Genomic DNA, 24,263 nt, shown 5'->3' with positions numbered 1-24,263 from the left:
AACTACAGCTGCCTGCCTGAACAGCTGATGGGCCGTTTAGCACCAAAAGATGCAACTGTTCATGGCAAGGGAAAAGGGCGACATGGAGGATAACGAGAGTTGGGGGAGGCGGCGGCAGAACAGAAAACAGCAACGCCGGGTGTAACAAGGCTGCCCCACGACGCCATATCATGGCCATCTCGAGCAGCCCCGTCTCAGCCCGCTTGTTTCGTCTCATGTTCCTGAATAATCGACCGGATGATATGGAGCGAGTCCCATTCTCCACCCGAGAAGAAGACGATCGGGTATTTTTTCGGAAACAAAAGGGCCTGGATTTGTTTGGGCGGTGTTCCGTTTTCGTATAAATCGATGATCGTCCCTTGCAGTTCAAGCAAATAGTCAAGCTTCCGCTGCAAGGCCTCGCGCCCGTTCGGGAGATAGCCCGCATGGGCGCAGAAGACGTCGCTGAAATTGTATGTCAACGTGTGTTGCAAGGAGGCGATGATCGCCGGGATGTTTTCCTCGCGCAAGATGACTTTCGTTTTTTCTTGGCAGTACAAGTCGCCGCTGAACAGCTGTCCCGTTTCGCGGTTCAAAAACGCCACATGGTCGATGGAATGGCCTGGCGTCGGGATGACGTCCCACGTTGCGCTTCGCGAGGAAAACGTCGCGCCGATCGGCTTGGCGGTGAATGGATCGCGCTTGCCCCAAAACACTTTTCGGTATAGCGGATAGTCCGCCTTTTGCTGGCAATAATGGATCATCGGTTCGTTCATGTAGATGGGCAGCCCCATTTTCCGCTGCAAAAACGCCGCGCAGCCGGTATGGTCTTCGTGGTAATGGGTGATGACGACTTGATTGATGTCTTGTTGTTGAAAAAACGAGGTGAATTCGTGTTCCATCGATTTGGCGCCGGTGTCAATCAGCACTCCATCGATGACAAAGCAGCGGACGGTGAGGCGGACGCCTTGAAACATCGCCGTTCCTTTGGCGATGCGCACGTTTTGCACGGTTTCCGTTTCAAACCGTTTTTTGATCACTTTCTCGATCAGCATGACAAACGGGCCTCCTTATTGGTGTGAGGATGTTGTTACCATTATACCACAACAGAATGAATGTTCATTCATTTTTTGTTGGCATTCCATACACATCATGTGTTTAGTGGGATGGAGAAAGGCGATGCTATAGTTAAGCTTACTTCAATCAAGCGTCTGTGAATATCCCCTCTTTTAGGGGATTGAACGTTTGATCAAAAGGAACGATTCGGAAATATGAAGGGGATGGTTTTTCGCAACTTGTATGATAAAATGATAGAAGATCGTATCGGAATGCGGATGCAATGGATGGACATTTGCGCCGACGCCTCCAATGGAGGACCGTCCATATTTCCGACAGGTGAGAAGGGGATGTTCATGAAAACCGTTATGCACGCTTTCATCATTTCGATCATCGTTCATGTGGTGTATTTGGCATCAACCATCGGCATAGGGTATTGGAAAACAAAGCTTTACAAGCCTGATGTGGAGAATGCTTGGGAGAAAGCGGCCATGCTGCAAAATGAAGTGGTGTTTGGCCAGACGGGGTCGCCGATTTTGTATTTGGTGTCGTTTGTTGGAGTGGCGGCGGTGGTCGCCTTGGTGATGCATGTGTACCAAATGGTTCGCGGCTGACAAAAGGAAAAAAGCCGGTCTCGACGGGGAACGAAGCCTGTTGGGATGGTTTTTCCGATTTTAGACGTTAATAGCCATCCATCTGGCATCAGTTGCAATGACCGTGCCATTGACGAGGATTTCACTACTCTATGGGAATAACGAAGAAAAAGGAGAACAGGGGGATGGCCGTTCTCCTTTTTCATGACGCAGGTAGTGGGGATCAGTTTTCATCTCTGTGAACATTATGGGGCAGGATCATATCCCACCACGTTTCTTGTGTGATGTCTTCCGCTTCTTCACGGTTTTGGACCTTAAAATAGATCAATCGGTAGACCGACTTCCAAGTGGAAAGGCATAACTGTTCGATCCAGTTGACGCGGCTGTCTTCATTCGCATGAACCATACATCGTAACTCCTTTTTCCCGATCGGGTCATTTACGCTAATAAAAACGATGAAGCTGCGTAAAACGTTACGGCCATGGAAGTTTTTTTGATCGATGAGGATGTGTCCATCGGTTGGATAACGGTTTTCTATGCATGTCATTATGCCGATCTTCAAGGTGAAACAAGGACGAAGGCTGTGATCATTTCGATCATGGTGCATATCCGCACGGTTTCCTCATACACTGAAAGAAGAGGGGAAACAGGAGGGAAGAGCGTGCAATTTTACTACGGCCCGCACATGCCGCTGCGTATTTTGGATGAAATTGAATTTTGGAAGCATCAAGAAGAGGAACATACGGTCGTCATTCGTGAACTTGCGTCTGGATTGGAAACACCATATGTAGAAGCGTTGAAAAAATGGGAGGAGGCGCTTTCGGCCACGCATCAGCACGCGGTCCGTTATATTGAATCGGTCATTCGGGCCGGCCATTATGTTCCGGAACAACTGCAGCAGCAAGTGCTGCATTTCGTCTCCTACTGTCTGCAGCAGAGCCTTCAGTTCATTGAATTATGCCGGCACATCAAAACCCGCAGCAAAGCTGTCAGCCAAAACCCAACCGCCAAGGTGGTGCTCGATCACATCATTCGCGAATCGGAGTATTTTGTCGGCATCGCGCAGTTGTTGCTGTACGGCACTCATTCGGCATTGGCGCCGCGGACCCATTCATCGGCGACGTCATAGAGGCAATGTAGTATAATGGAATGGGGTGCTTCCACCTATTATGAGCCATAAGGGGGACATGGCGGTGATTGTCACGACCACCAATACCATTGAAGGAAAAGAAATTGAAGAGTATTTGGGCATCGTAGCGGGAGAGGTCATTTTGGGCGCGAATGTCGTCCGCGATTTTCTCGCCAGCATCACCGACATCATCGGCGGGCGGAGCGGAACGTATGAAAGCAAGCTGGCCGAAGGGCGGGAGATGGCGATCAAGGAGATGGTCAATAAGGCGAAACATCTTGGCGCTAACGCCGTCATCGGGGTGGATCTTGATTTTGAAACGCTGCGCGACGGCATGATGATGTGTATTGCGACAGGGACGGCGGTGCGGGTGAGATCGTAAGAACAAAAGCAGAGGGTGCTCCGCCCTTTGCTTTTTTCTTTGCTCGTGCATGACGGATGTTCATGGAGCTAGGCAGCTTGAAAGAGGATTGACAGAGGAAAAAAAGAGGGTTATGATTCACATGTATGAACAAATGCTCATATGTTAAAATGAGAGGGAACGATGATGAAGGCAGAAGATCATTTGTTTTTAGATGAAAGCGTCGTGGAGGAAGTGTCGAAAATCTTTAAAGCGTTGGCGGATCCGACGCGGATGAAGATGTTGTATTTGTTGTCGCAGGAAGAATGCCATGTCGGCCATATTGCGGAAGTGCTCGGCATGTCGCAGTCGGCCGTTTCCCATCAACTGGCGCTGCTTCGGGCGCTGCGGCTTGTCAAATATCGCCGTGAAGGGAAATCACTGGTGTATTCTTGCGATGACGATCATGTCATTTCGCTGCTGAGGCAGGCGATTGATCACGCTCAACATCCATAAAAGGGGGAGAAGAACGATGCATCATCATGAACACGGCCATTGCGGCCACCATCACGGGCATCATCATGGCTTGGGCAGAGAGGGAAGCCAAAAAGGGCTGGCGGCCGCTCTTGTCATTACCGTCGGGATTATGGTTCTGGAGTTTGTCGGCGGGCTTGTGACGAACAGCCTTGCTCTTCTTTCCGATTCAGGGCATATGCTGAGCGATGCTGCTTCGCTTTTGTTAAGCCTGTTGGCGGTGTGGTTTGCGGCGAGGCCTGCGTCGCCGAAGAGGACGTATGGGTTTTATCGTTTTGAGATTTTAGCAGCGCTGGTCAATGGAGTTACGTTGGTCGGGATTGCCGCTTGGATTATTTGGGAAGCCGTTGGGCGATTGGTGAATCCCGCTGCTGTGGCGAGCGGGCCGATGATGGTCATTGCTGTCATAGGATTGCTGGCTAATTTGGGAAGCGCTTGGGTGTTGATGCGCAAAGGCGATGTCAAAGAGAACGTCAATGTCCGCAGCGCCTATCTTCATGTGCTTGGCGATGCGTTAGGCTCGGTCGGGGCGATGGCGGCGGGGCTTGTCATTTGGCTGTTCGATTGGTACGCGGCTGATCCGCTCATTTCCATTGCGGTGTCGGTGCTGATTTTAAAAGGAGCGTTGGCCGTCGTGAAGCAGACGGTGCATATTTTAATGGAAGGAACTCCGGCGGCGGTTGACCATGGGGAAGTAAAAGCGGCGCTCTCCGGCATTGAGGGCGTGATCGATGTGCACGATTTGCATATTTGGACGATCACCTCGGGGCTTGATTCGTTAAGCTGCCATTTGCTCATTGAGGAAGGTTGCGATGGCCAGGCGGTTTTGCAGCGGGCGATTGATTTGATCGAGACGCGCTTTCACATTCGCCATGCGACGATTCAAATCGAAATGCCGCATATTCGCCATGGGGAGATGGAAGTATAGGGGAGGGCTGCCAAGCTTCTCCCCGTGTTTTTTAAGATCTCCAATTGTGTTGCAACGTTTCAAGGAAGATACGTACATTTTGCTTGTTTTCCATAATCGGTGCGCAAATATAGGAAAACATTCGGTAAAACGGTGGATGGTTCAGGTGAACGATGGACAGGTGGCCGTGCTCGATGTCGCGGGCGACGACGCTGCGCGACAGCAAGGACAAAGCGTTGCCGTTGATCAGCGTTTCTTTAATGCCTTGGTTGCTGCTGATGATCATGAGCGATTGGATTTTCAGCCCGTTCGAGCGGATGAAATGGTTGAAATATTCCCTTGTTCCCGACCCGACTTCGCGCGCCACCCACGCCTCGTTTTGCAGCTCGCCGATCGTGACTTCGCCTTTTTGCGCCAGTGCGTGGCGGTTGGAGGCGACGATGACGAGCTCATCTTGCATAAATGGATGAACGGACAGTTCTTTTTCGTTCGTTTGCCCTTCGATCAAGCCGATGTCGACTTGATACGATTTGACGAGTTCGACAATTTCTTTTGTGTTGCCGATCATCACCTCAAGCTCCAATTCTGGATAGCGCTTTTGGAAATCGGGCAAAAGCGGCGGCAAAATATACTCCCCAATCGTAAAGCTGGCGCCGATGGTCAATTTGCCTTTCACCGAATGATGGTGTTCCAAAATGTCTTGCTTCGTTTGTTCATAGAGCGCCATCATTTGCTTGGCGCGATCGTACAACAGCTCTCCCGTCGGCGTCATGCGCAGCCGCTTCGGGGAGCGGATGAACAGTTTCGTCTGGAACTCCTTCTCTAAATTTTTAATGTGCAAGCTGACACTTGGCTGGGATAAATGGAGAATTTCCGCTGTTTTGGTGAAATTTTTCACTTCTGCTAACGTAATGAACGTCTTCAACTCGTCGTAATACATTGGCCAACCCCTCGCATGCAGCCTGACTGTTTTGTTGCGGATCATTATTAGTGATGTTAATAGTTTTGATAATTTATATTTATTTTACTAATGTTTTGTTTTGCGGTAAAGTGTAAATATGATATCCTGGATAAAGTATACTTGGCTTATAGGAATAATGGAATTTGGCGCTCGTTCTGTCGTTGAGACCGAAACGACGTCAATCGTTCCATTTTATTTTATATTGTGAGGTGGACACCGTTGCAGCTGCAAGTAACCAACAGTCCGTTTACCCAGGAGCAGATTGAGCTCTTGAATCGTTTGTTGCCGACGTTGACGCCGTCGCAAAAGCTTTGGCTGAGCGGGTATTTGGCCGCGGCCGAGACCGCAGTGAGCGTTCTCGATGCCGAGGCGCCGACGCCGTTTGTCGGCAAGCCGATTTCGAAAGAAGTGACCGTTCTGTACGGTTCGCAAACCGGCAATGCGCAAAAACTGGCCGAAAAAGCAGGCAAGGCGCTTAAGGAGCGCGGCTTTGAGGCGAAAGTGTCGTCCATGCTTGACTTTAAGCCGAATGAATTGAAGAAAGTCGAGACGCTGCTCATCGTGGTGAGCACACACGGAGAAGGCGATCCGCCGGATAATGCGGTGTCGTTTTACGAATTTCTCCACAGCAAACGGGCGCCGAAGCTGAATCATTTGCGCTTTTCTGTCTTGGCGCTCGGCGATACGTCGTATGAACATTTTTGCCAGACGGGGAAAGATTTTGACAAGCGGCTCGAGGAGCTCGGGGGAGAGCGGTTTTATCCGCGCGTCGACTGTGACGTCGACTACGAGGAAGCGGCGGCGAAATGGCTTGACGGCGTGCTTGCCGAGCTGAGCAAAGGTGCCAATGCCGAGGCGGCGCCAGTGTTGTCGGCCGCTGCGGCCGTGCCGAAAGCCGAGCCGGCGGTCGTCTATTCGCGGAAAAATCCGTTCCCGGCTGAGGTGCTGGAAAACATCAACTTAAACGGCCGCGGATCGAACAAAGAAACGCGCCATCTCGAATTGTCGCTCGAGGGGTCTGGGTTGAAGTATGAGCCGGGTGATGCGCTTGGCATCTTCCCGAAAAACGATCCGGAGCTTGTCGATCTCATCATTCAAGAAATGAAATGGAATCCGGAAGAAACGGTGACAATTGACAAAGATGGGGAAGTGCGGTCGCTCAAAGAAGCGCTCACGTCCCATTTTGAAATCACTGTGTTGACCAAAGCGCTGTTGCAAAAGCTTGCGCCGCTGTCGAAAAACAGCGAGCTTCAAGCGCTTGTTGCCCCAGGCAATGAGGCGAAGCTGAAAGAATACGCCAAAGGCCGCGACTTATTGGATGCGTTCCGCGACTTCGGCCCATGGGACGCGGCGCCGCAACAAGTCATCTCGATTTTGCGGAAAATGCCGCCGCGCCTGTATTCAATCGCGAGTAGCTTAGCGGCCTATCCAGATGAAGTACACTTGACGATCGGCGCGGTCCGTTATGAGTCGCACGGCCGCCTGCGCAAAGGGGTGTGCTCGACGTTCTGCGCCGAACGCGTCCAAATCGGCGATACGTTGCCGGTCTTTGTGCAGCCGAACCCGAATTTTAAGCTGCCAAAAGACCCATCGACGCCAATCATTATGATCGGTCCAGGCACTGGGGTTGCGCCGTTCCGCGCTTTTATGCAAGAGCGCGAGGCGACAGGAGCCAACGGAAAATCGTGGCTCTTTTTCGGCGACCAACATTTTATGACCGACTTCCTGTATCAAACGGAATGGCTCGCCTGGCTGAAAAGTGGTGTGCTGACCAAAATGGATGTCGCCTTCTCGCGCGATACAGAACGAAAAATATACGTCCAACACCGGATGCTCGAGCGAAGCAAAGAGCTGTTCGGCTGGCTCGAGGATGGCGCCGTCGTCTACGTATGCGGCGACAAACAAAACATGGCGCGCGACGTTCACCAAACGTTGATTGAGATTATCGAAAAAGAAGGCGGAATGAGCCGTGAACAGGCGGAAGCATATGTCACGGAGATGCAAAAGCAAAAACGATACCAACGCGACGTCTATTAATCTCAAAGAAGGAGTGGAATCGGAAATGGCGAAAGTCGAGTTAAAAGCGCCGGACGGACCGCCAAGCGATGTCGAGCGCATCAAGCAGGAAAGCCGTTACTTGCGCGGCACGCTCGCCGAAACGATGGAAGACCCGCTCAGCGCGGGAATTCCGGAGGATGACAACCGGCTGATGAAGTTCCACGGCAGCTACTTGCAAGACGACCGCGACGTGCGCACCGAGCGGCAAAAACAAAAGCTTGAGCCGGCGTATCAGTTTATGATCCGCGTCCGCACGCCGGGCGGGGTGGCGACGCCGGAGCAGTGGCTCGTCATGGATGAGCTCGCCCGCAAATACGCCAACGGCACGCTGAAGCTGACGACGCGTCAAGCGTTCCAATTGCACGGCGTCTTAAAATGGAACGTGAAAAAAACGATGCAAGCCATTCACAATGCGCTCATGACGACGCTTGCGGCCTGCGGCGACGTCAACCGAAACGTCATGTGCAACCCGAACCCGTACCAATCGGAAGTGCACGCGGAAGTGTACGAATGGGCGAAGCTGATCAGCGATCATTTGTTGCCGCGGACGCGGGCGTATTATGAAATTTGGCTTGATGGTGAAAAAGTCGCCGGCACACCGCAAGTCGACGGAGAAGAAGAGCCGATTTACGGTCCGACGTATTTGCCGCGGAAGTTTAAAATCGGCATTGCCGTTCCGCCGTCGAACGACGTCGATGTGTTCTCGCAAGACATCGGGTTCATCGCCATTGTCGAAGACGGCAAGCTCGCCGGGTTTAATGTCGCCATCGGCGGCGGCATGGGGATGACCCATGGGGACAAAACGACGTATCCGCAACTGGCGAAAGTGATCGGCTTCTGCCGGCCGGATCAAGTCGTGGAAGTGGCGGAGAAAATTATGACCGTTCAGCGCGACTACGGCAACCGCTCATCGCGCAAACACGCCCGCTTCAAATACACGATCGATCGGCTTGGGCTGGAAGCGGTGAAAGAAGAAATTGAGCGCCGCCTCGGCTGGAAGCTCGGCGAAGCGCGCCCGTACCATTTCGAGCATAGCGGCGACCGCTACGGCTGGGTCGAAGGCGTCAATGGGACGTGGCATTTCACGCTCTTTGTCGAAGGCGGCCGCGTCAAAGACTACGACGATTACAAGCTGATGACCGGCCTGCGCGAAATCGCCAAAGTCCATACCGGCGATTTCCGGTTGACGCCAAACCAAAACTTAGTGATTGCCAACGTCACGAGCGAGAAAAAGCCAGAGATCGAAGCGCTGATCGCCAAGTACGGCTTGACGGATGGTAGACGGTACACCGCCTTGCGCCGCAACGCGCTCGCCTGTGTCGCCTTGCCGACGTGCGGCTTGGCGATGGCGGAAGCGGAGCGCTACTTGCCGAAGCTGCTCGATAAAATCGAGGAAATTATCGACGAAAACGGTTTGCGCGACGAGGAAATCACGATCCGCATGACGGGCTGTCCGAACGGCTGCGCCCGCCACGTGCTCGCGGAAATCGCCTTCGTCGGCAAAGCGGTCGGAAAATACAACATGTACCTCGGCGCTGCGTTCAACGGCACGCGCCTTGGCAAACTGTACCGCGAAAACATCGGCGAAGAAGAAATTTTGCGCGAACTGCGCGTCCTCCTCTCCCGCTACGCCAAAGAGCGGCTCGACGGCGAACACTTCGGCGACTTCGTCATCCGCGCCGGCATCGTCAAAGAAGTGACGGATGGGACGAATTTTCATGATTGAGGCCGAATAACGGATGAAAACCAGCCTCTCCTTGGCGAAAATGAAAAGGAGGGGCTGGTTTTTATTGTAATTTCGATATTGTGAAGCGTTCGAATTTGTCTTACAATCATAATATAGTGAAGGGAAGGTGAGGAACATGAGTGAACACGACATATTTGTAAAATCGGTAAATCGAAATACGCTGTCCAAACAGGTCATTGAACAGATTGTTCAGCTTTTGGCAAGCGGTCAAGTGAAGCCAGGCGATAAATTGCCGCCAGAGATGGAATTGATGGAGAAGTTAGGGGTCAGCCGGCCTGTACTGCGCGAAGCGTTGAGCTCGCTTGAGACAATGGGGGTGATTACACGAAAGACGCGGGGCGGGACGTATTTTAACGACAAAATCGGCAGTGAGCCATTTTCGGTGATGTTGGCATTGTCGATCGACAATTTGCCTGCTATTATTGAAGCTCGAATGGCGTTAGAGTTGGGGCTTGTGACAATAGCTGCAGAAAAAATCACCGATGAGCAGCTCGAGCAATTGAAAGAAACGATTGATATGATCGCGGATAGCGAAGATGATAATTATGGAGTGTACGACAAGCGTTTCCATAAAATTATTGCGCTAAGCGCCAACAATCCTGTCGTAGAAGGCATGATTTTTTCTTTGCTCATCACTCATGAGAAAATGGATCGGCTCATTCGGACGCGCGATCGTGAGATAACAGTTGAACATCACTTGGCCATTTATCATGCTTTAAAGAAGCGAGACCCATATGAGGCTTTTGAGCAAATGTATCGGCATTTAAGCTTTGTAAGGGAAAAACTTTTGAGTTACGAGCAACAGTGGTTAGAAAACACAACAGTTTTGACCAGCGATCCAATGTAAGGGGAAAGGGCTTTTGCCCTTTTATTTTTTATTTTCGGAATTGACTACAAAATTAATTTGTATTACAATTTTACATGAATACAATATTACATATTTTTAGAGGGGGAGGCTATATGGAAGTGGACATTTCGATTCATACGCAAAGGAGGAAGCGACGATGATGAAAATTTCAGTGACGGTTTATTCAACGGATTTGAGTGATGCGGAATTGCGACAGTTGAGTCAGCTTGGCGTCGATTGTATTGACTTTGGCAGCGGATCGGCATTTCGAGGGGTGAAAGAACAAGGATACCCGGATCTTGACGAATTGCTCAAACTGAAACGGCGTTTGCGTTCTTTTGGACTTGACATCAACCGTGTCACACTTCCTGATTTAACAAAGAATTTTATGGAAGGGAACCATGATGGTGAAAAAGAGCTGGAAAATTCTGTTCAGGCGCTGAAAGTATTTGGCGAAGCAGGTATTCCAATTGTTAGACAGCGATTTGAAGGAGATACATTTCCGCATCTAACTGTAAAGTATCGAGCTTTGCACAGGGGAGGAGCCATCGCGCGCGGCGAAATGCTTCTGACGAACGAGATGAATGGTGAACAATTGGTAAAGTCGTTTGAAACAAATTGGAAGCGTTTTTGTGAAGCATATCGACGGCTTGTGCCGATTGCTGAGGAGTATGGGGTGTCCATTGGCATGCATCCATCCGATGTTCCTCATCCCGGCACTTTATTTGGCGGCCTTGGCTACCAGCGAATTATTGATGAATTTCCCAGCCGGCATGTTGGCTATATATATTGCATCGGGACGCGGGCAGAAGAGGGAAGGAGTTCGCTCGTCTATGATGAAATACGCCACTATGGGAGAAAAGGGCGAATTTTCCTCGTTCATTTCCGCAATGTCCGCGGCAGCTTGCCGACGACAAAAGCGTTTGAAGAGGCGTTGCTCGATGACGGCGATCTGAATATGTGCAGAATCTTGCTAGAATTATATAAAGTAGGCTTTCGTGGTTGCTTAAATCCAGATCATGTTCCGATTTTAGAAGGAGCCGCATATACAGAGCATCCTTCTTGGCCCAACACATGCATCCACTGGAGTTACAACAATGTTGGTTATGCCTATTCGATTGGATATATGAAAGCGCTGTTGGCGGCGTTGGTTGAGTTTGCGGGATAAAACGATTAGGGAGGGTCAGACAATGGGGGAGACCGTAAAAAGGACGAGAGTTCGCTATCTTATTTTAGCGATTTTATTTGTTGTAACCGCTATCAATTATATTGATCGTTCAGCGTTAAGCATCGCCGCTCCGGTGATGAAGGAAGATTTAGCATTGGATGCGGTCGCTTTAGGGTTTGCATTTTCAGCGTTCAACTGGGCGTATACGTTTATGCAAATTCCAAGCGGCTGGCTGCTCGATCGTTTTGGCACACGACTTGTGTATGGCATAGGGTTGTTTACATGGTCGCTGTTTACGGGACTGCAAGGGCTCGTTACTGGGTTTGCCATGTTGTTTTTATTCCGGTTTATTGTCGGGCTTGCCGAAGCTCCCTCGTTTCCTGGCAACAGCCGCCTGACAACGATGTGGTTTCCAACCAATGAGCGGGGGAAAGCGGTGGCCACTTACAATTCGTCTCAATATTTCGGGCTCGCTTTATTCACTCCCGTTTTAGCTTCTCTCCTCAATGTTTATGGGTGGCCAGCCATCTTTTATGTGGCAGGGGGAATGGGGATCATTTTGACGTTTGTTTGGTTTAAGCTGATCCATGATCCAAAGCGCCATCCGCTTGCCAATCAAAAAGAGCTTGAGTATATCGAACAAGGCGGAGCCTTAGTGGATGCGAGTGAACAAAAATCGCCTATTAAATGGTCGCACGCTCGCTTGTTGCTGACGAATCGACAAATGATCGGCATTTACATTGCCCAGTTTTCCTTAAATACAATCGTATGGTTTTTCTTAACATGGCTTCCAACGTATCTTGTGCAAGAAAAGCATTTATCCATCTTGAAAGCAGGATTCGTGACATCGCTCACATATGCCGCTGCCTTCTTGGGTGGAATATTGGCTGGCTATTGGTCGGATTCGATGTTAAAGCGCGGCAAATCGCTGGCGGTGGCCCGAAAAACACCGATCATCATCGGTTTCCTGCTATCAAGCTGCATTTTATTGGCGAACTATACAAATTCGCCCGCGCTCATTGTTTTGATTTTATGTGTTTCGTTTTTCGCCAAAGGGATGGCAGGACTGACATGGACGCTGGTCGGGGATATGTCGCCAAAAGAGATCATTGGGCTCAGTGCAGGGATATTTAACACCTCTGGGAATTTGGCGGGGATTGTCACTCCCATTGTTGTAGGCTTTATTCTTGAACATACCCATTCGTTCAGCTACGCACTGCTGTTTATCGGCGTTGTGTTGTTGATTGGCGCACTGTCCTATATGTTTATCGTCAACAAAGTGGAGCGTTTGCAGCTTCCGCATGAGCAAGGGCAAACAGCGAAAAGTGTAAACGCTTAATTGGAAAGGGAGAGTCGAAGCGTTGATGAAAAGGAACGTTCCTGTTGTCACGGAAATGATCGTCATCCCGGTTGCAGGCTATGATAGCATGCTCCTTAACTTAAGTGGAGCTCATGCACCATTTTTCACACGAAACATTGTTTTGTTGAAAGACAACTATGGAAATATAGGAGCCGGAGAAGTGCCGGGGGGAGAAAAGATTCAAAAAACGTTGGAAGAAGCGAAACCTCTTGTTGTGGGAAGAGCGGTCAGCGATTACAAAAACATTTTGCGTCGGATATCCGAAACTTTTGGCGATCGAGATAAAACCGGCAGGGGAAACCAAACCTTTGACCTGCGGACAACCGTACATGCCATAACAGCCCTCGAAGCCGCACTGCTTGATTTGTTAGGGAAGTTTTTGGAAGTCCCAGTTGCAGCTTTGCTGGGTGAAGGGCAACAGCGGCAGTCGGTGAAAGTTCTCGGTTACTTGTTCTATATTGGAGACCGCAAGAAAACGGATTTGCCATATCGGGAACCGCAAGACCAGGATGGATGGTTTCGCTTGCGGGATGAAGAAGCATTGACAGCAGAAGCGATTGTTCAGCTCGCAGAAGCCGCCTATGAACAGTACGGATTCTCGGATTTTAAATTAAAGGGCGGCGTGATGCCGGGAGAGGAAGAAATAGAAGCTGTTGCGGCGCTAGCCAAACGGTTTCCTAAAGCGCGAATCACCTTGGATCCAAACGGGGCATGGCTATTGGAAGAAGCTATTCGTTTATGCCGGAATATGCATCATATCTTGGCTTACGCAGAAGATCCGTGCGGCGCTGAAAACGGCTATTCTGGGCGTGAAATATTGGCGGAATTCCGCAAAGCGACCGGCTTGCCGACAGCAACAAATATGATCGCTACGGACTGGAGGCAAATGGGGCACGCCATTCAGCTTCATGCCGTAGATATTCCGTTGGCTGATCCGCATTTTTGGACGATGCAAGGTTCCGTCCGTGTGGCGCAAATGTGTCATGAATGGGGATTGACATGGGGATCGCATTCCAACAACCATTTTGATATTTCGTTAGCCATGTTTACCCATGTTGCTGCTGCGGCGCCGGGAGAGATTACGGCGATTGACACGCATTGGATTTGGCAAGATGGGCAGCGATTAACGAAAGAGCCGTTTCAAATTGTGAATGGCCTGATTGATGTTCCCGATCGACCAGGTTTAGGGATTGAGATTGATATGGAGCGAATTGAAGAAGCGCATCAGCTGTATCAAAAATGGGGAAGAGGAGCCCGCGACGACGCCATGGCTATGCAGTACTTAATTCCTGGATGGACCTTTCATCCGAAAAAGCCTTGTCTCGTCCGCTAGCGATCATTTTTCCTAAAGGTCATGGATGATCCACGGCCTTTAGGAATCCATTTTTTATGGAGGGATGTTCGATGGTGAAACAAATGCCTCTTTATATTAAGGTGAATGATCGGGATAATGTTGCTATTGTAGCCAATGCCGGCGGATTAACGAAAGGGACGCGTTTTCCGTGTGGATTGACGCTGATGGAAGATATTCCTCAAGGGCATAAAGTTGCTTTAGCAGATTTTCGTGAAGGCGATCCCATTGTCCGCTACGGGGAAGTGATCGGTTACGCGCAAAAACGCATTCAAAAAGGAGAATGGGTCAAAGAATCGTCCATTCGTCTTCCACATCCGCCAGATTTGCACCAGTTGCCCATCGCGACGAAAACGCCTGTCGCTTTACCACCGTTAGAAGGGTACACCTTTCAAGGTTATCGGAATGCTGATGGCAGTTTTGGCACGCGCAATCTTTTAGGTATTACGACAAGTGTTCAATGTGTTGCAGGGGTGTTGGATATTGCAGTGCAGCGAATCAAGAAGGAGTTGCTTCCCAAATATCCAAATGTGGACGATGTCGTGGCATTGGAGCATCATTACGGTTGCGGCGTAGCCATCCATGCGCCGGAAGCCGTGATCCCGATTCGCACATTGCAAAACCTTTCGACCCATCCTAACTTTGGCGGCGAAGTGCTCGTCGTCGGGCTTGGATGTGAGAAATTATCACCGCAGTCGCTCAATGCCAAAGGAGAAGAGGACAGTCTTGTCGTTTTGCAGGATTATCAAGGATTTGCGGATATGATTGAGACTATTATGAGAAAAGCAGAGGAGCGGCTAAAACGGTTAAATGAACGTCAACGTCAGGAATGTCCTCTTTCTGGGTTAGTGGTTGGACTGCAATGCGGCGGCAGTGATGCCTTTTCCGGTGTGACGGCGAATCCTGCGGTCGGCTACGCGGCCGATTTGCTTGTTCGCGCCGGAGCGACTGTACTGTTTTCCGAGGTGACAGAAGTCAGAGACGCGGTTCATTTGCTGACACCAAGAGTTGTCGATGAACAAGTAGGACATGCGCTCATTCGAGAAATGGAATGGTACGACCGATACTTGCAACGGGGAGAAGCTGACCGAAGCGCCAACCCGTCGCCTGGAAATAAAAAAGGCGGACTTTCCAATATTGTGGAAAAAGCATTAGGATCGATTGCGAAATCGGGAAGCAGCGCCATTGTGGATGTGTTGCCCCCTGGCGAAAAGGTGAAGAAACAAGGTCTTGTGTTTGCGGCCACTCCGGCCAGCGATTTTGTATGCGGAACGCTACAGTTGGCAGCTGGAATGAATGTGCATGTGTTTACAACAGGAAGAGGAACGCCTTATGGTTTAGCCATGGCTCCAGTCGTTAAAGTGGCGACGCGGACGGAATTGGCGACGCAATGGCATGATTTAATTGATATTGATGCCGGAAGAATTGCCACGGGAACAGCAACGATAGAAGAGATTGGATGGGAAATTTTCCGTTTTATCATTGATACCGCGAGCGGAAAGCGCACAAAGGCAGAACAGCACGGCATACACAATGATTTATGTTTATTTAATCCAGCCCCGCTGACGTAATATAGATTGATATTATATTAAATTTGTCTTACAATAAAATTGTAATATAAACATTTCTTGCGGAGAGGGGAAGGAATCAGTGGCAAGAAACGCGAATAAACACATACCAAATGGAATTTTAGGATTTCCGGTTACACCGATGCGCGAAAATGGAGAGATAGATTTCCAAGCTTTGGAGCGGAATATCCAATTTTTACTTAAAGAGGGGTTAAACGCCGTTTTCATTGCTTGTGGATCTGGAGAATTTCAATCGCTTAGCGAGAAAGAGTACGAGGCAATGGTGGAAGCAGCCGTGTCGATCGTTGGAGGGAAGGTCCCTGTGTATACGGGGGTTGGAGGAAATATTATCTATGCACTTCGATTGGCGGAAATTTCGGAAAGGAAAGGAGCAGACGGATATTTGATTTTGCCGCCTTATTTAATTGAACCCCATCAGGAAGGGCTATACGAATATATTTCTGCGATTGTCAAAAGCACATCGCTCAACGCCATTGTCTATCAGCGGGCCAATAGTGTATTAACAGTCGAGACGCTCCAAAAATTGCTTCACTATCCGCAAATTGTCGGCTTGAAAGACGGCACGGGAAATATGGAATTGAACATTGAAATCACTCAAACGATCGGCTCACGGCTGCATTATTTGAACGGCATGCCAATGGCTGAGGTGACGATGCCCGCTTATATTCAGCTAGGATTTACCAGCTATTCATCAGCGATTTCCAATTACATTCCTCATATTTCTAGGTTGTTTTATCAGGCGCTGCTTGACGGCGACAAGGCGTTGTTAGGAGAGCTTTATGAGCATGTCATCCTTCCGATCCATCGCATTCGGAAGCAACGAAAAGGATACGAAGTCGCTCTTGTCAAAGCGGGGATGGAAATTGTCGGCCTGCCGGTCGGGCCATATGTCCGTCCGCCTATCGTCCGCGTGGAAAAGGAACATTACCGGCAATTAGAAGCGATCATTCAAACCGCGTTTGAACGATTCCCAAAAAAAGTAGGGCAACGTTCATGACGGTGATGTGGAGAGTGTTCTAAATGTGGATTATTACCTTGTACGCACCGGATGGCAGTTTCAAAATGTTTGAGTTTGATTGTGAACAGGAAGCGAGGCAATATTTCCGAAACATGACAGGAACGAAAATTCTTTCTCAAATCATATACGGTAGCAATCTTATTTATGGAAAGGAGAAGGTGCAATGACGGTACGCACAAAGCAACAAACATACTTGAACTACATCAACGGACAATGGGTCCCTTCTGCATCCGGGAAAACAGAAGCCAGCCTTAACCCAGCCAATATCGATGACATCGTCGGCTATGTCCAAGAGTCCGGCGTGGAAGATGTGAACGTTGCGGTTGAGGCGGCGCGAAGGGCGCAGGCGGCATGGCGGAAGTTATCCGGCCCGAAACGCGGAGAGTATTTGTTCCGCGCGGCTGACGTTCTTAAGAAACGGCTTGATGAGATCGCCGAAACGATGACAAGAGAAATGGGAAAAACGCTCCCAGAAGCGAAAGGGGAAGTGCAGCGGGGAGTCAATATTTTGCGCTACTACGCTGGAGAGGGGATGCGATCGATCGGTGAGGTCATTCCATCCACGGACAGCGAAGCGTTGATGTTTACCACGCGCGTGCCTCTTGGCGTGGTCGGGGTCATCACGCCGTGGAACTTTCCAGTCGCGATTCCGATTTGGAAAATCGCACCTGCCATCGTCTATGGAAACACCGTTGTGTTTAAGCCGGCGCAGGAAACGGCGGTCACGGCAGCGAAAATCGTGGAATGCTTTGACGAGGCGGGGCTGCCGGCCGGTGTGGTGAATTTGGTGACGGGCAAAGGATCGGTCATCGGCAATGCGATCGCCGAACATCCCCACATTCATGGCATCACCTTCACCGGCTCCAACGAAGTCGGCAAAACGATCGCCCAAAAAGCGGTGGCCCGAGGGGCGAAATACCAGCTGGAAATGGGCGGAAAGAATCCGGTGATCGTGCTCGAGGATGCTGACTTGGATCGCGCCGTTGAAGCAACGATCAGCGGTGGGCTGCGCTCCACGGGACAAAAATGCACGGCGACAAGCCGCGTGTTCGTCCAGCGCACCGTCTATGATCAATTTAAGGAAAAATTGTTGGCAAAAGTGAAGCAGCTGAACATCGGCAATGGACTCGAGGACGGCGTTTGGATGGGGCCGTGCGCCAGCCAAAAGCAGCTCGAGACGGTCCTTTCTTATATCCAAAAAGGAATCGAAGAAGGGGCGACGCTCGTTTACGGAGGCCAACGTTTGGCGGATGGGGAACGGGCGAAAGGGTTTTATGTGCAGCCGACCATCTTTGAAAACGTGTCGCCCGACATGACGATCGCTCGCGAGGAAATTTTCGGGCCGGTGTTGGCGTTAATCAAAGTGGATTCGCTGGAAGAAGCGCTTTCTCTCGCCAATGACACACCGTTTGGATTGAGCGCCTCGATTTTCACGCAAAATATCGGCAAGATGCTCGCGTTCATCCAAGACATCGAGGCCGGGCTCGTCCGGATCAATGAAGAAAGCGCAGGAGTCGAACTGCAAGCGCCGTTTGGCGGGATGAAGCAGTCCAGCTCCCATTCGCGTGAGCAAGGGCGGGCGGCCATCGAGTTTTTCACGGCGATGAAAACGGTGTTGGTCAAAGGATAAGAAATGGAGCAAAGTGCGCTGCCGTTTAGGCAGGGCGCTTTTTTTAGCGTCAAGCCATTGGCGAAGGTGATTGTCGGCGAGCAAACGGTTTGCTTACAATAGAAGAAAGAGCATGTGCAGGGAGGGAGAGCGGCATGAGCCAACCAGGCGAACAACGCCGGTATACGCTCGGCGAGTTTTTTTCTTTGGCTGGAGATGAGCGGATGGAGCTGTACGAAGGAACGATTGTGTTGATGTCCCCAGCTCCTTATGAGCATGAAGGGGTGGTCGCCAATTTGATTGCCGAGTTTCGCATGGCGTTAAAAGGAAGTCCTTGTCTTGTGTTCGGCAGCAACCTCCAAGTCGTCCTTTTGTTTGAGGATGAACAAAAAGGAACGAAAAATGTAACGGTGCTGCCCGACCTATCCATTATTTGCGATCGAACGAAACTGCGCCAAGGTCGGTGTTACGGCGCCCCCGACCTGGTGGTGGAAGTGTTGTCGCCAAGCACCGCCCGCAACGACCGGCTGCTGAAGCGTCATTATTATGAGAAAGCAGGAGTCCGCGAGTACTGGCTTGTCGATTATCAGCACCAGGTGATGGAAAAATACGTTTCGCAATCGGGAGCGTTTCAGCTAGAAGACGTGTACGATGCAGACAACGGGGCGGCTGCATCGACCACGTTTCCCGAGGTGCGCTTTTCCGCAAAGGAGATTTTTGCGTTTTTGTCGTCTTAGAGAGCGACACAGACGCATACAAAATAACAACAAGCGCGTTTCGTTCCAGAAGTCTGTTGTTGCTTGGTTGATAGAAACGCTTAGAAATCAAAGACAAAGGGGAGAAATAAGCTTTTTTCTTTGTGGAAGGGGGAATGAAAGTATGAAGAAAAAATAAGAAAACAGCAAAAAAACGATGAAAAATATTGACAATGATAATTTTTATCAATTAAAATATGATATGTGAAAATGATAATCCTTCTCTTTTTTAGAGGTTTGGGCGGGAACATGGTTTTCAAAAGAATGGAGTGAGATGTGGTGGCCGCATGTGGACAGAATGGTTTGGCTTGAAAAGAGCAGCGATTGAGGAGATGCCAGTCGTCTTGGCGGTGCTGGTTGCTTCTCACACAAGCAGAATTTATCTTTTTAGTTGGGAAAGATAATCAATATCATAATTGCACCTGTAAAACCATTGAGTCTGGACATGGCATCGTCATTCGACTTGTATGATGGGATAGAACGGAAGACAGGATGAGAAAACATGAAAAAATGGATGGTGCTTCTTGTTGTTTTGGCTGCGGCATCATTGTTTGTCGGTGTGCATGATTTATCGCCTCGCGAGCTGTTTGCCGGCGACCGTGAGGCGTGGGAAGTGTTTTTGATCAGTCGCTTGCCGCGGCTCATCAGCATTCTGATCGCCGGATCAAGCGTGAGCATTTGCGGCTTGATCATGCAGCAGTTGAGCCAAAACCGATTTGTGTCGCCGACGACGGCGGGAACGATGGATTGGGCGCGGCTCGGCCTGTTGGTGTCCATGATTGCATTCGCTGCCGCAGGGCCGCTTGTGAAGGCGGCTATTGCCGTTGTGTTTGCGTTTGCGGGGACGCTGCTGTTTATGACGGTTTTGGATCGTGTCAAGTACAAAGATTCGATCTTTATTCCGCTCATCGGCTTGATGTTTGGCAATATTGTCGGTTCCGTCACGACATTTTTGGCTTATAAATATGATTTGATTCAATCGATGTCCGCATGGATGCACGGCGATTTTTCCGTTATGATGCAAGGGCGTTATGAAATGCTGTATGTGAGCGTTCCGCTCATGGCAATCGCTTATGTATACGCCAATCGGTTTACGATCGCCGGCATGGGGGAGGAGATGGCGACGAACTTAGGGGTTCGCTACCGTTCGATTGTCTACACCGGTCTCCTCATTGTCGCTGTTGTTTCTGCTGTTGAGGTGTTGACGGTTGGGACGCTGCCGTTTTTAGGGCTGATCGTTCCGAACATCGTCACGATGTATTACGGGGATCATTTGCGCAAAGTATTGCCGTTGACAGCCATGTTTGGCGCTTTGTTTGTGCTGATTTGCGATGTATTTGGCCGAGTCGCCATTTATCCATACGAAATTCCAATCGGCTTGACGGTTGGGGTAATCGGAAGCGGCGTCTTTTTATATTTGCTCGTAAGGAGAACGAAGCAGTATGTCTAATCGGATGAAAGTGGCTGTGCTCGTGGTATTGGCGCTCGGATTGATCGCGCTGTTTTTGTTTACACACTTGCGAGGGGATTTTGACTATGTGTTACGCTCGCGGAGCGAAAAGATTGTCGCGATGGTGCTTGTCGGCTGGGCGGGGGCGGTTTCGACCGTCTTATTTCAGACGATGACCAATAATCGTATTTTAACTCCAAGCATTATCGGGCTTGATTCCGTTTATATGCTTGTGCAAACCGCTGTAGTGTTTTTGTTTGGTTCGACGACGTTGACCATGATGGGCAACACCTCGCACTTTCTCCTGTCTGCTGGGTCGATGATCGGTTTTTCAGTTCTATTGTATTCGTTTTTGTTTCGCCGTGAAGGGCAAAATTTATATTTCATCTTGCTTGTTGGGATGATTCTCGGTACGTTTTTCCAAAGCTTGACGTCTTTCATGCAATATTTGATTGACCCAAATGAATTTTCCATCATTCAAGATCGAATGTTTGCGAGCATCAACAATATGAAAACAGACTTGCTTTGGCCGGCAGGCCTGCTCATTGCGGCCGCGACATTGTATACATACCGTCATCTTCACGAGTTGGACGTGCTGTCGCTCGGCAAAGATCATGCGATCAATTTAGGCGTGGCGTATGAAACGGTCGTCAAACGGCTGCTGATGATTGTAGCGGTGTTGGTGTCGGTCTCGACCGCACTTGTTGGTCCCATCATGTTTTTCGGATTGATTGTCGCTAATGTGGCGTATGCGTTTTTTCAAACGTATGAACATCGTTATTTGCTTGCAGGGGCGGCGCTGTTCGGCGTCATCGCCCTCGTTGGCGGCCAACTGGTGGTCGAGCGGGTGTTCACCTTTTCGACGACGTTGTCTGTCATTGTCAACATGGTCGGAGGCGTCTATTTTCTATACCTTTTGTTAAAGGAGCGAAAAGCATGGTAGAGGTGAAACAAGTATTGAAGCGATACGGCGGGAAGACTGTGATTGACCGTGTATCTTTATCTGTTCCGCGCTGCAAGCTCACATCGCTCATTGGCCCGAACGGGGCGGGGAAAAGCACGCTTTTGTCCATGATGAGCCGCTTAATTCCAAAAGATGGAGGGGAAATCTGGATTGAAGGGAAGGAAATTGCTCGTTATCGGACAGAAGAGTTGGCGAAAAAAATTTCCATTTTGAAGCAATCCAACCATATCGCAGCTCGCTTGACGGTGAACGAATTGGTGTCGTTCGGCCGCTTTCCGTATTCGCGCGGCCGCTTGACGCGTCAAGATCGCGACTATGTGCGTGAGGCGATCCGCTATATGGAGTTGGAGCCATTGCAAGACCGCTATATGGACGAGTTGAGCGGCGGACAGCGTCAGAGAGCTTATATCGCGATGGTGTTGGCGCAAGATACGGATTATATTTTCTTGGACGAGCCGTTGAACAATTTGGATATGAAACACGCCGTGCAGATGATGAAAGTGTTGCGCAAGCTGGTCGATGAGCTTGGCAAAACGATCGTGATGGTGATGCACGATATTAACTTTGCCTCTTGTTATTCCGATTATATGGTCGCGTTAAAAGATGGAGAGGTCGTCTGCGAAGGGGATGTTTCATCGATCATGCGCGATGAAGTGCTTCGCGGCATTTATGATTTGGATGTGCGCGTGCAGACGATTGAAAATCAGCGCATCTGTGTGTATTTTTAGCAATTTCCCATGAGAAAGCGTCCATCTTGACTAGTGAAAAAGCGGGCTGTGGAAGCGGGTTAAAGATGGCGGTTTCGCTGTGGGGATGAAATCTATGGGCATGCTTGGTGAAGAGCTCCGTCTCGGATTCAAACATGGGACGGGGAGACGCGATCAAAGTCAAGTATATGAAGAAGATTCCAATTAAGTAAAAAATGGTTGATCCGGCTTTCATGTTGACATCGGCAAGAAAGGGCGCCCCTTGTCGAGTAAATACGAAAGCCGTCAACATATAATTTAAATTTCCAAAGGGGGGTATAGCCAATGAAACAGCGTTGGCTGATGGTAGTGGTTGCTTTGCTTCTCGTCGTACTGGCTGCTTGCGGCAATAAGGAGAATGCAAGCAACGGAGCAAGTGGGAAGAATGAAGAGAAGAAAACGGAACAGGCCGAGGAAATGACGATCAAGCACCAGCTTGGAGAGGCGAAAGTCAAGAAAAATCCAGAGAAAGTGGTTGTCTTTGATTTTGGAGTGCTGGACACCCTTGATAAACTAGGCGTGAAGGTGACAGCTTTGCCGCAGATGAACGTGCCGAAATACTTGGAGAAATATAAAAGCAGCGACTACCAAAACGTTGGCAGTTTGATGGAACCGGATTTTGAGAAACTGAGCGAAATCAAGCCGGATGTCATTTTTATTTCCGGTCGTCAAGCAAATTTGTATGACAAGTTGAAAGAGATTGGTCCAACCGTTTATATGGGGATTGACACGCAACATTATTGGGATTCGTTTACAAATAATATGAAGTTGATCGGGCAAATGTTTGGCAAAGAAAAAGAAGTAGATGAGGAACTGGCCAATATTGAAAAACAAATCGAAGAAGTGAAGGCAAAGGCTGCAGACAAAAAAGCGCTGATCATTTTGACGACCGGCGGGAAAGTGAGTGCGTATGGCAAAGGTTCGCGCTTTGGGCTCATCCATGATGTGCTCGGCGTGCCAGCCGCAGACCCGAATTTGAAAGTGACGAATCCTCATGGACAAAGCGTATCATTTGAGTACATTGCCGAGAAAAACCCGGATTACTTGTTTGTCATTGACCGCGACGCCGTCGTAGAAGGAAAGCCGACAGCGAAGCAAACGATTGAAAATGCGCTTGTGAAAAAGACGAAAGCATATCAAAACGGCCACATTGTCTACTTGGATCCAAATTATTGGTATCTCTCAGGCGGCGGATTGACGTCGGTGTCGGAAATGATCAAACAGGTGGAAGAAGGATTGAAATAAAAGGAGAGGCGGGCTTGGACGCCCGCCTTCTTACATCATAAAATAACATTCTTAATTTTGTAGATTTCCCGTTCGTGTTCGATGACTTTGTTCGAGAGGAAGGTGATGTCAAGTTTGATGTTGTTCAGCTGTTCATTGAATGATTGGGCATGGGAATCGACTTTTTTCTCTAAGGCGTCGAGTCTTTGGTGGATGGAAGAGACTTCGCCGTGAAGTTTGTGCACGTCCATCGCGAGGGCGTCGAGTGCGGCATCGGTTTCATCTTGACGGTGAAGCAGGGCAGACATCAGATCATACAGTTCTTTTTGGCCAGCTTTGATATGGGCTTGTTCTTCTTCCAACCGCTTTTGGCCTTCAAGGAGAGCTTGCTGGATCCGCCGGAATTCTTCTTGCTCTTTGCGCATTTCCTGCTGTTCTCTACGGATCTCCTGTTGCTCTTTCCGCATTTCTTGCTGTTCTCTACGGATCTCCTGTTGCTCTTTCCGCATTTCTTGTTGTTCTCTGCGGATTTCCTGCTGTTCTTTCCGCATTTCTTGTTGTTCTCTGCGGATTTCCTGCTGTTCTTTCCGTATTTCTTGTTGTTCTCTGCGGATTTCCTGCTGTTCTTTTCGTATTTCTTGTTGTTCTCTTCGGATCTCCTGCTGTTCTTTTCGCATTTCTTGTTGTTCTGCTTCCAGCCGTTTTTGGCTTTCGACGAGGAGGTGCAGCGTGTTCTCGATATGACCAAGCCGGTTGAACAACTGTAAGAGGATCTCTTCGCTCATTTTTGGCCCCTCTTTCATTCTAATTTCCTTCATTATAGCACATATGTTCTTGTCGGACAAGCACGAATGGCGTATATAGGAAAGCGTACAAAC

Annotated in this window: 23 protein-coding genes; 19 read left to right on the top strand and 4 right to left on the bottom strand. The window is 49.5% G+C overall.

The annotated features are described in order from the left end of the window. Positions 1-194: 194 nt before the first annotated feature. On the bottom strand, positions 195-1,034 hold the full coding sequence (locus B9L19_RS11390) for an MBL fold metallo-hydrolase (protein WP_047753265.1): 840 nt from the start codon (positions 1,032-1,034) through the stop codon (positions 195-197). A 357-nt stretch (positions 1,035-1,391) separates the two neighbouring features. On the opposite strand from B9L19_RS11390, the gene B9L19_RS11385 reads away from it, so the two are divergent. Beyond that, the gene (locus tag B9L19_RS11385; protein ID WP_025951300.1) at positions 1,392-1,649 is read left to right on the top strand and encodes a membrane protein; all 258 of its coding nucleotides are present in this window, start codon (positions 1,392-1,394) and stop codon (positions 1,647-1,649) included. Positions 1,650-1,851: 202 nt separating this feature from the next. Here the strand turns inward: B9L19_RS11385 and B9L19_RS11380 are convergent, their stop codons facing one another. Next, positions 1,852-2,034, bottom strand: a complete 183-nt coding sequence (locus B9L19_RS11380) for a hypothetical protein (protein WP_244182586.1) — start codon at positions 2,032-2,034, stop codon at positions 1,852-1,854. A gap of 255 nt (positions 2,035-2,289) precedes the next feature. Between B9L19_RS11380 and B9L19_RS11375 the strand changes: the two genes are divergently transcribed. The 4 genes from B9L19_RS11375 (at position 2,290) to B9L19_RS11360 (ending at position 4,559) form a co-directional block, all read left to right on the top strand. Continuing rightward, on the top strand, positions 2,290-2,757 hold the full coding sequence (locus tag B9L19_RS11375; RefSeq protein WP_025951298.1) for a DUF2935 domain-containing protein: 468 nt from the start codon (positions 2,290-2,292) through the stop codon (positions 2,755-2,757). Positions 2,758-2,821: 64 nt separating this feature from the next. Further along, a complete protein-coding gene (locus tag B9L19_RS11370; RefSeq protein WP_025951297.1) occupies positions 2,822-3,139 on the top strand; it encodes a YbjQ family protein in 318 nt (105 codons plus the stop codon). 165 nt (positions 3,140-3,304) lie between these two features. Then, entirely contained in the window at positions 3,305-3,613 is a 309-nt protein-coding gene (locus B9L19_RS11365) for an ArsR/SmtB family transcription factor (protein ID WP_025951296.1), read from the top strand. Between the two features lie 16 nt (positions 3,614-3,629). Beyond that, entirely contained in the window at positions 3,630-4,559 is a 930-nt protein-coding gene (locus tag B9L19_RS11360) for a cation diffusion facilitator family transporter (protein WP_025951295.1), read from the top strand. Positions 4,560-4,590: 31 nt separating this feature from the next. Here the strand turns inward: B9L19_RS11360 and B9L19_RS11355 are convergent, their stop codons facing one another. After that, complete coding sequence (locus B9L19_RS11355) at positions 4,591-5,478, bottom strand: LysR family transcriptional regulator (RefSeq protein ID WP_025951294.1); 888 nt, start codon at positions 5,476-5,478, stop codon at positions 4,591-4,593. A 240-nt stretch (positions 5,479-5,718) separates the two neighbouring features. On the opposite strand from B9L19_RS11355, the gene B9L19_RS11350 reads away from it, so the two are divergent. The 14 genes from B9L19_RS11350 to B9L19_RS11285 all read left to right on the top strand — a co-directional run bounded on the left by B9L19_RS11350 (position 5,719) and on the right by B9L19_RS11285 (position 23,406). Then, entirely contained in the window at positions 5,719-7,536 is a 1,818-nt protein-coding gene (locus B9L19_RS11350; RefSeq protein WP_025951293.1) for an assimilatory sulfite reductase (NADPH) flavoprotein subunit, read from the top strand. Between the two features lie 25 nt (positions 7,537-7,561). Then, on the top strand, positions 7,562-9,283 hold the full coding sequence (cysI, locus tag B9L19_RS11345) for an assimilatory sulfite reductase (NADPH) hemoprotein subunit (RefSeq protein ID WP_025951292.1): 1,722 nt from the start codon (positions 7,562-7,564) through the stop codon (positions 9,281-9,283). 136 nt (positions 9,284-9,419) lie between these two features. Continuing rightward, a complete protein-coding gene (locus tag B9L19_RS11340) occupies positions 9,420-10,151 on the top strand; it encodes a FadR/GntR family transcriptional regulator (RefSeq protein WP_025951291.1) in 732 nt (243 codons plus the stop codon). 157 nt (positions 10,152-10,308) lie between these two features. Next, positions 10,309-11,319 carry a mannonate dehydratase gene (locus B9L19_RS11335; RefSeq protein WP_025951290.1) on the top strand — a complete coding sequence of 337 codons (1,011 nt, stop codon included), beginning with the start codon at positions 10,309-10,311 and terminating at the stop codon, positions 11,317-11,319. Between the two features lie 22 nt (positions 11,320-11,341). Further along, positions 11,342-12,658: an MFS transporter gene (locus B9L19_RS11330; protein WP_033024403.1), complete on the top strand. Its 1,317-nt coding sequence runs from the start codon at positions 11,342-11,344 to the stop codon at positions 12,656-12,658. 25 nt (positions 12,659-12,683) lie between these two features. Then, the gene (gene gudD, locus B9L19_RS11325; RefSeq protein ID WP_033024402.1) at positions 12,684-14,012 is read left to right on the top strand and encodes a glucarate dehydratase; all 1,329 of its coding nucleotides are present in this window, start codon (positions 12,684-12,686) and stop codon (positions 14,010-14,012) included. A 71-nt stretch (positions 14,013-14,083) separates the two neighbouring features. Then, entirely contained in the window at positions 14,084-15,601 is a 1,518-nt protein-coding gene (gene garD / locus B9L19_RS11320) for a galactarate dehydratase (RefSeq protein ID WP_033024401.1), read from the top strand. Between the two features lie 79 nt (positions 15,602-15,680). Continuing rightward, positions 15,681-16,616 (top strand): 5-dehydro-4-deoxyglucarate dehydratase, encoded by a 936-nt coding sequence (gene kdgD / locus B9L19_RS11315; protein WP_015374596.1) that lies wholly within the window; start codon positions 15,681-15,683, stop codon positions 16,614-16,616. Positions 16,617-16,800: 184 nt separating this feature from the next. Then, a complete protein-coding gene (gene gucD, locus B9L19_RS11310; protein WP_047753262.1) occupies positions 16,801-18,267 on the top strand; it encodes an alpha-ketoglutaric semialdehyde dehydrogenase GucD in 1,467 nt (488 codons plus the stop codon). Positions 18,268-18,401: 134 nt separating this feature from the next. Continuing rightward, positions 18,402-18,983, top strand: a complete 582-nt coding sequence (locus B9L19_RS11305) for a Uma2 family endonuclease (protein ID WP_025951285.1) — start codon at positions 18,402-18,404, stop codon at positions 18,981-18,983. A gap of 520 nt (positions 18,984-19,503) precedes the next feature. Further along, on the top strand, positions 19,504-20,451 hold the full coding sequence (locus B9L19_RS11300; protein ID WP_025951284.1) for an ABC transporter permease: 948 nt from the start codon (positions 19,504-19,506) through the stop codon (positions 20,449-20,451). Beyond that, positions 20,444-21,394: an iron chelate uptake ABC transporter family permease subunit gene (locus B9L19_RS11295; protein ID WP_025951283.1), complete on the top strand. Its 951-nt coding sequence runs from the start codon at positions 20,444-20,446 to the stop codon at positions 21,392-21,394. The genes B9L19_RS11300 and B9L19_RS11295 overlap by 8 nt, the downstream gene beginning before the upstream one ends. Further along, positions 21,388-22,143, top strand: coding sequence for an iron ABC transporter ATP-binding protein (locus B9L19_RS11290; RefSeq protein WP_047753261.1), 756 nt, complete (start codon positions 21,388-21,390; stop codon positions 22,141-22,143). The genes B9L19_RS11295 and B9L19_RS11290 overlap by 7 nt, the downstream gene beginning before the upstream one ends. A 303-nt stretch (positions 22,144-22,446) precedes the next feature. Continuing rightward, entirely contained in the window at positions 22,447-23,406 is a 960-nt protein-coding gene (locus tag B9L19_RS11285; RefSeq protein ID WP_025951281.1) for a siderophore ABC transporter substrate-binding protein, read from the top strand. A gap of 35 nt (positions 23,407-23,441) precedes the next feature. On the opposite strand, the gene B9L19_RS11280 is transcribed toward B9L19_RS11285, so the two are convergent. Beyond that, positions 23,442-24,170 (bottom strand): coiled-coil domain-containing protein, encoded by a 729-nt coding sequence (locus tag B9L19_RS11280; RefSeq protein ID WP_047753272.1) that lies wholly within the window; start codon positions 24,168-24,170, stop codon positions 23,442-23,444. Positions 24,171-24,263 lie beyond the last annotated feature (93 nt).

Origin of the sequence: Geobacillus thermocatenulatus (assembly GCF_002217655.1) — a bacterium.
GTDB classification, from domain to species: Bacteria; Bacillota; Bacilli; order Bacillales; family Anoxybacillaceae; genus Geobacillus; species Geobacillus thermocatenulatus.
This window is presented reverse-complemented; position numbering and strand designations above follow the sequence as displayed.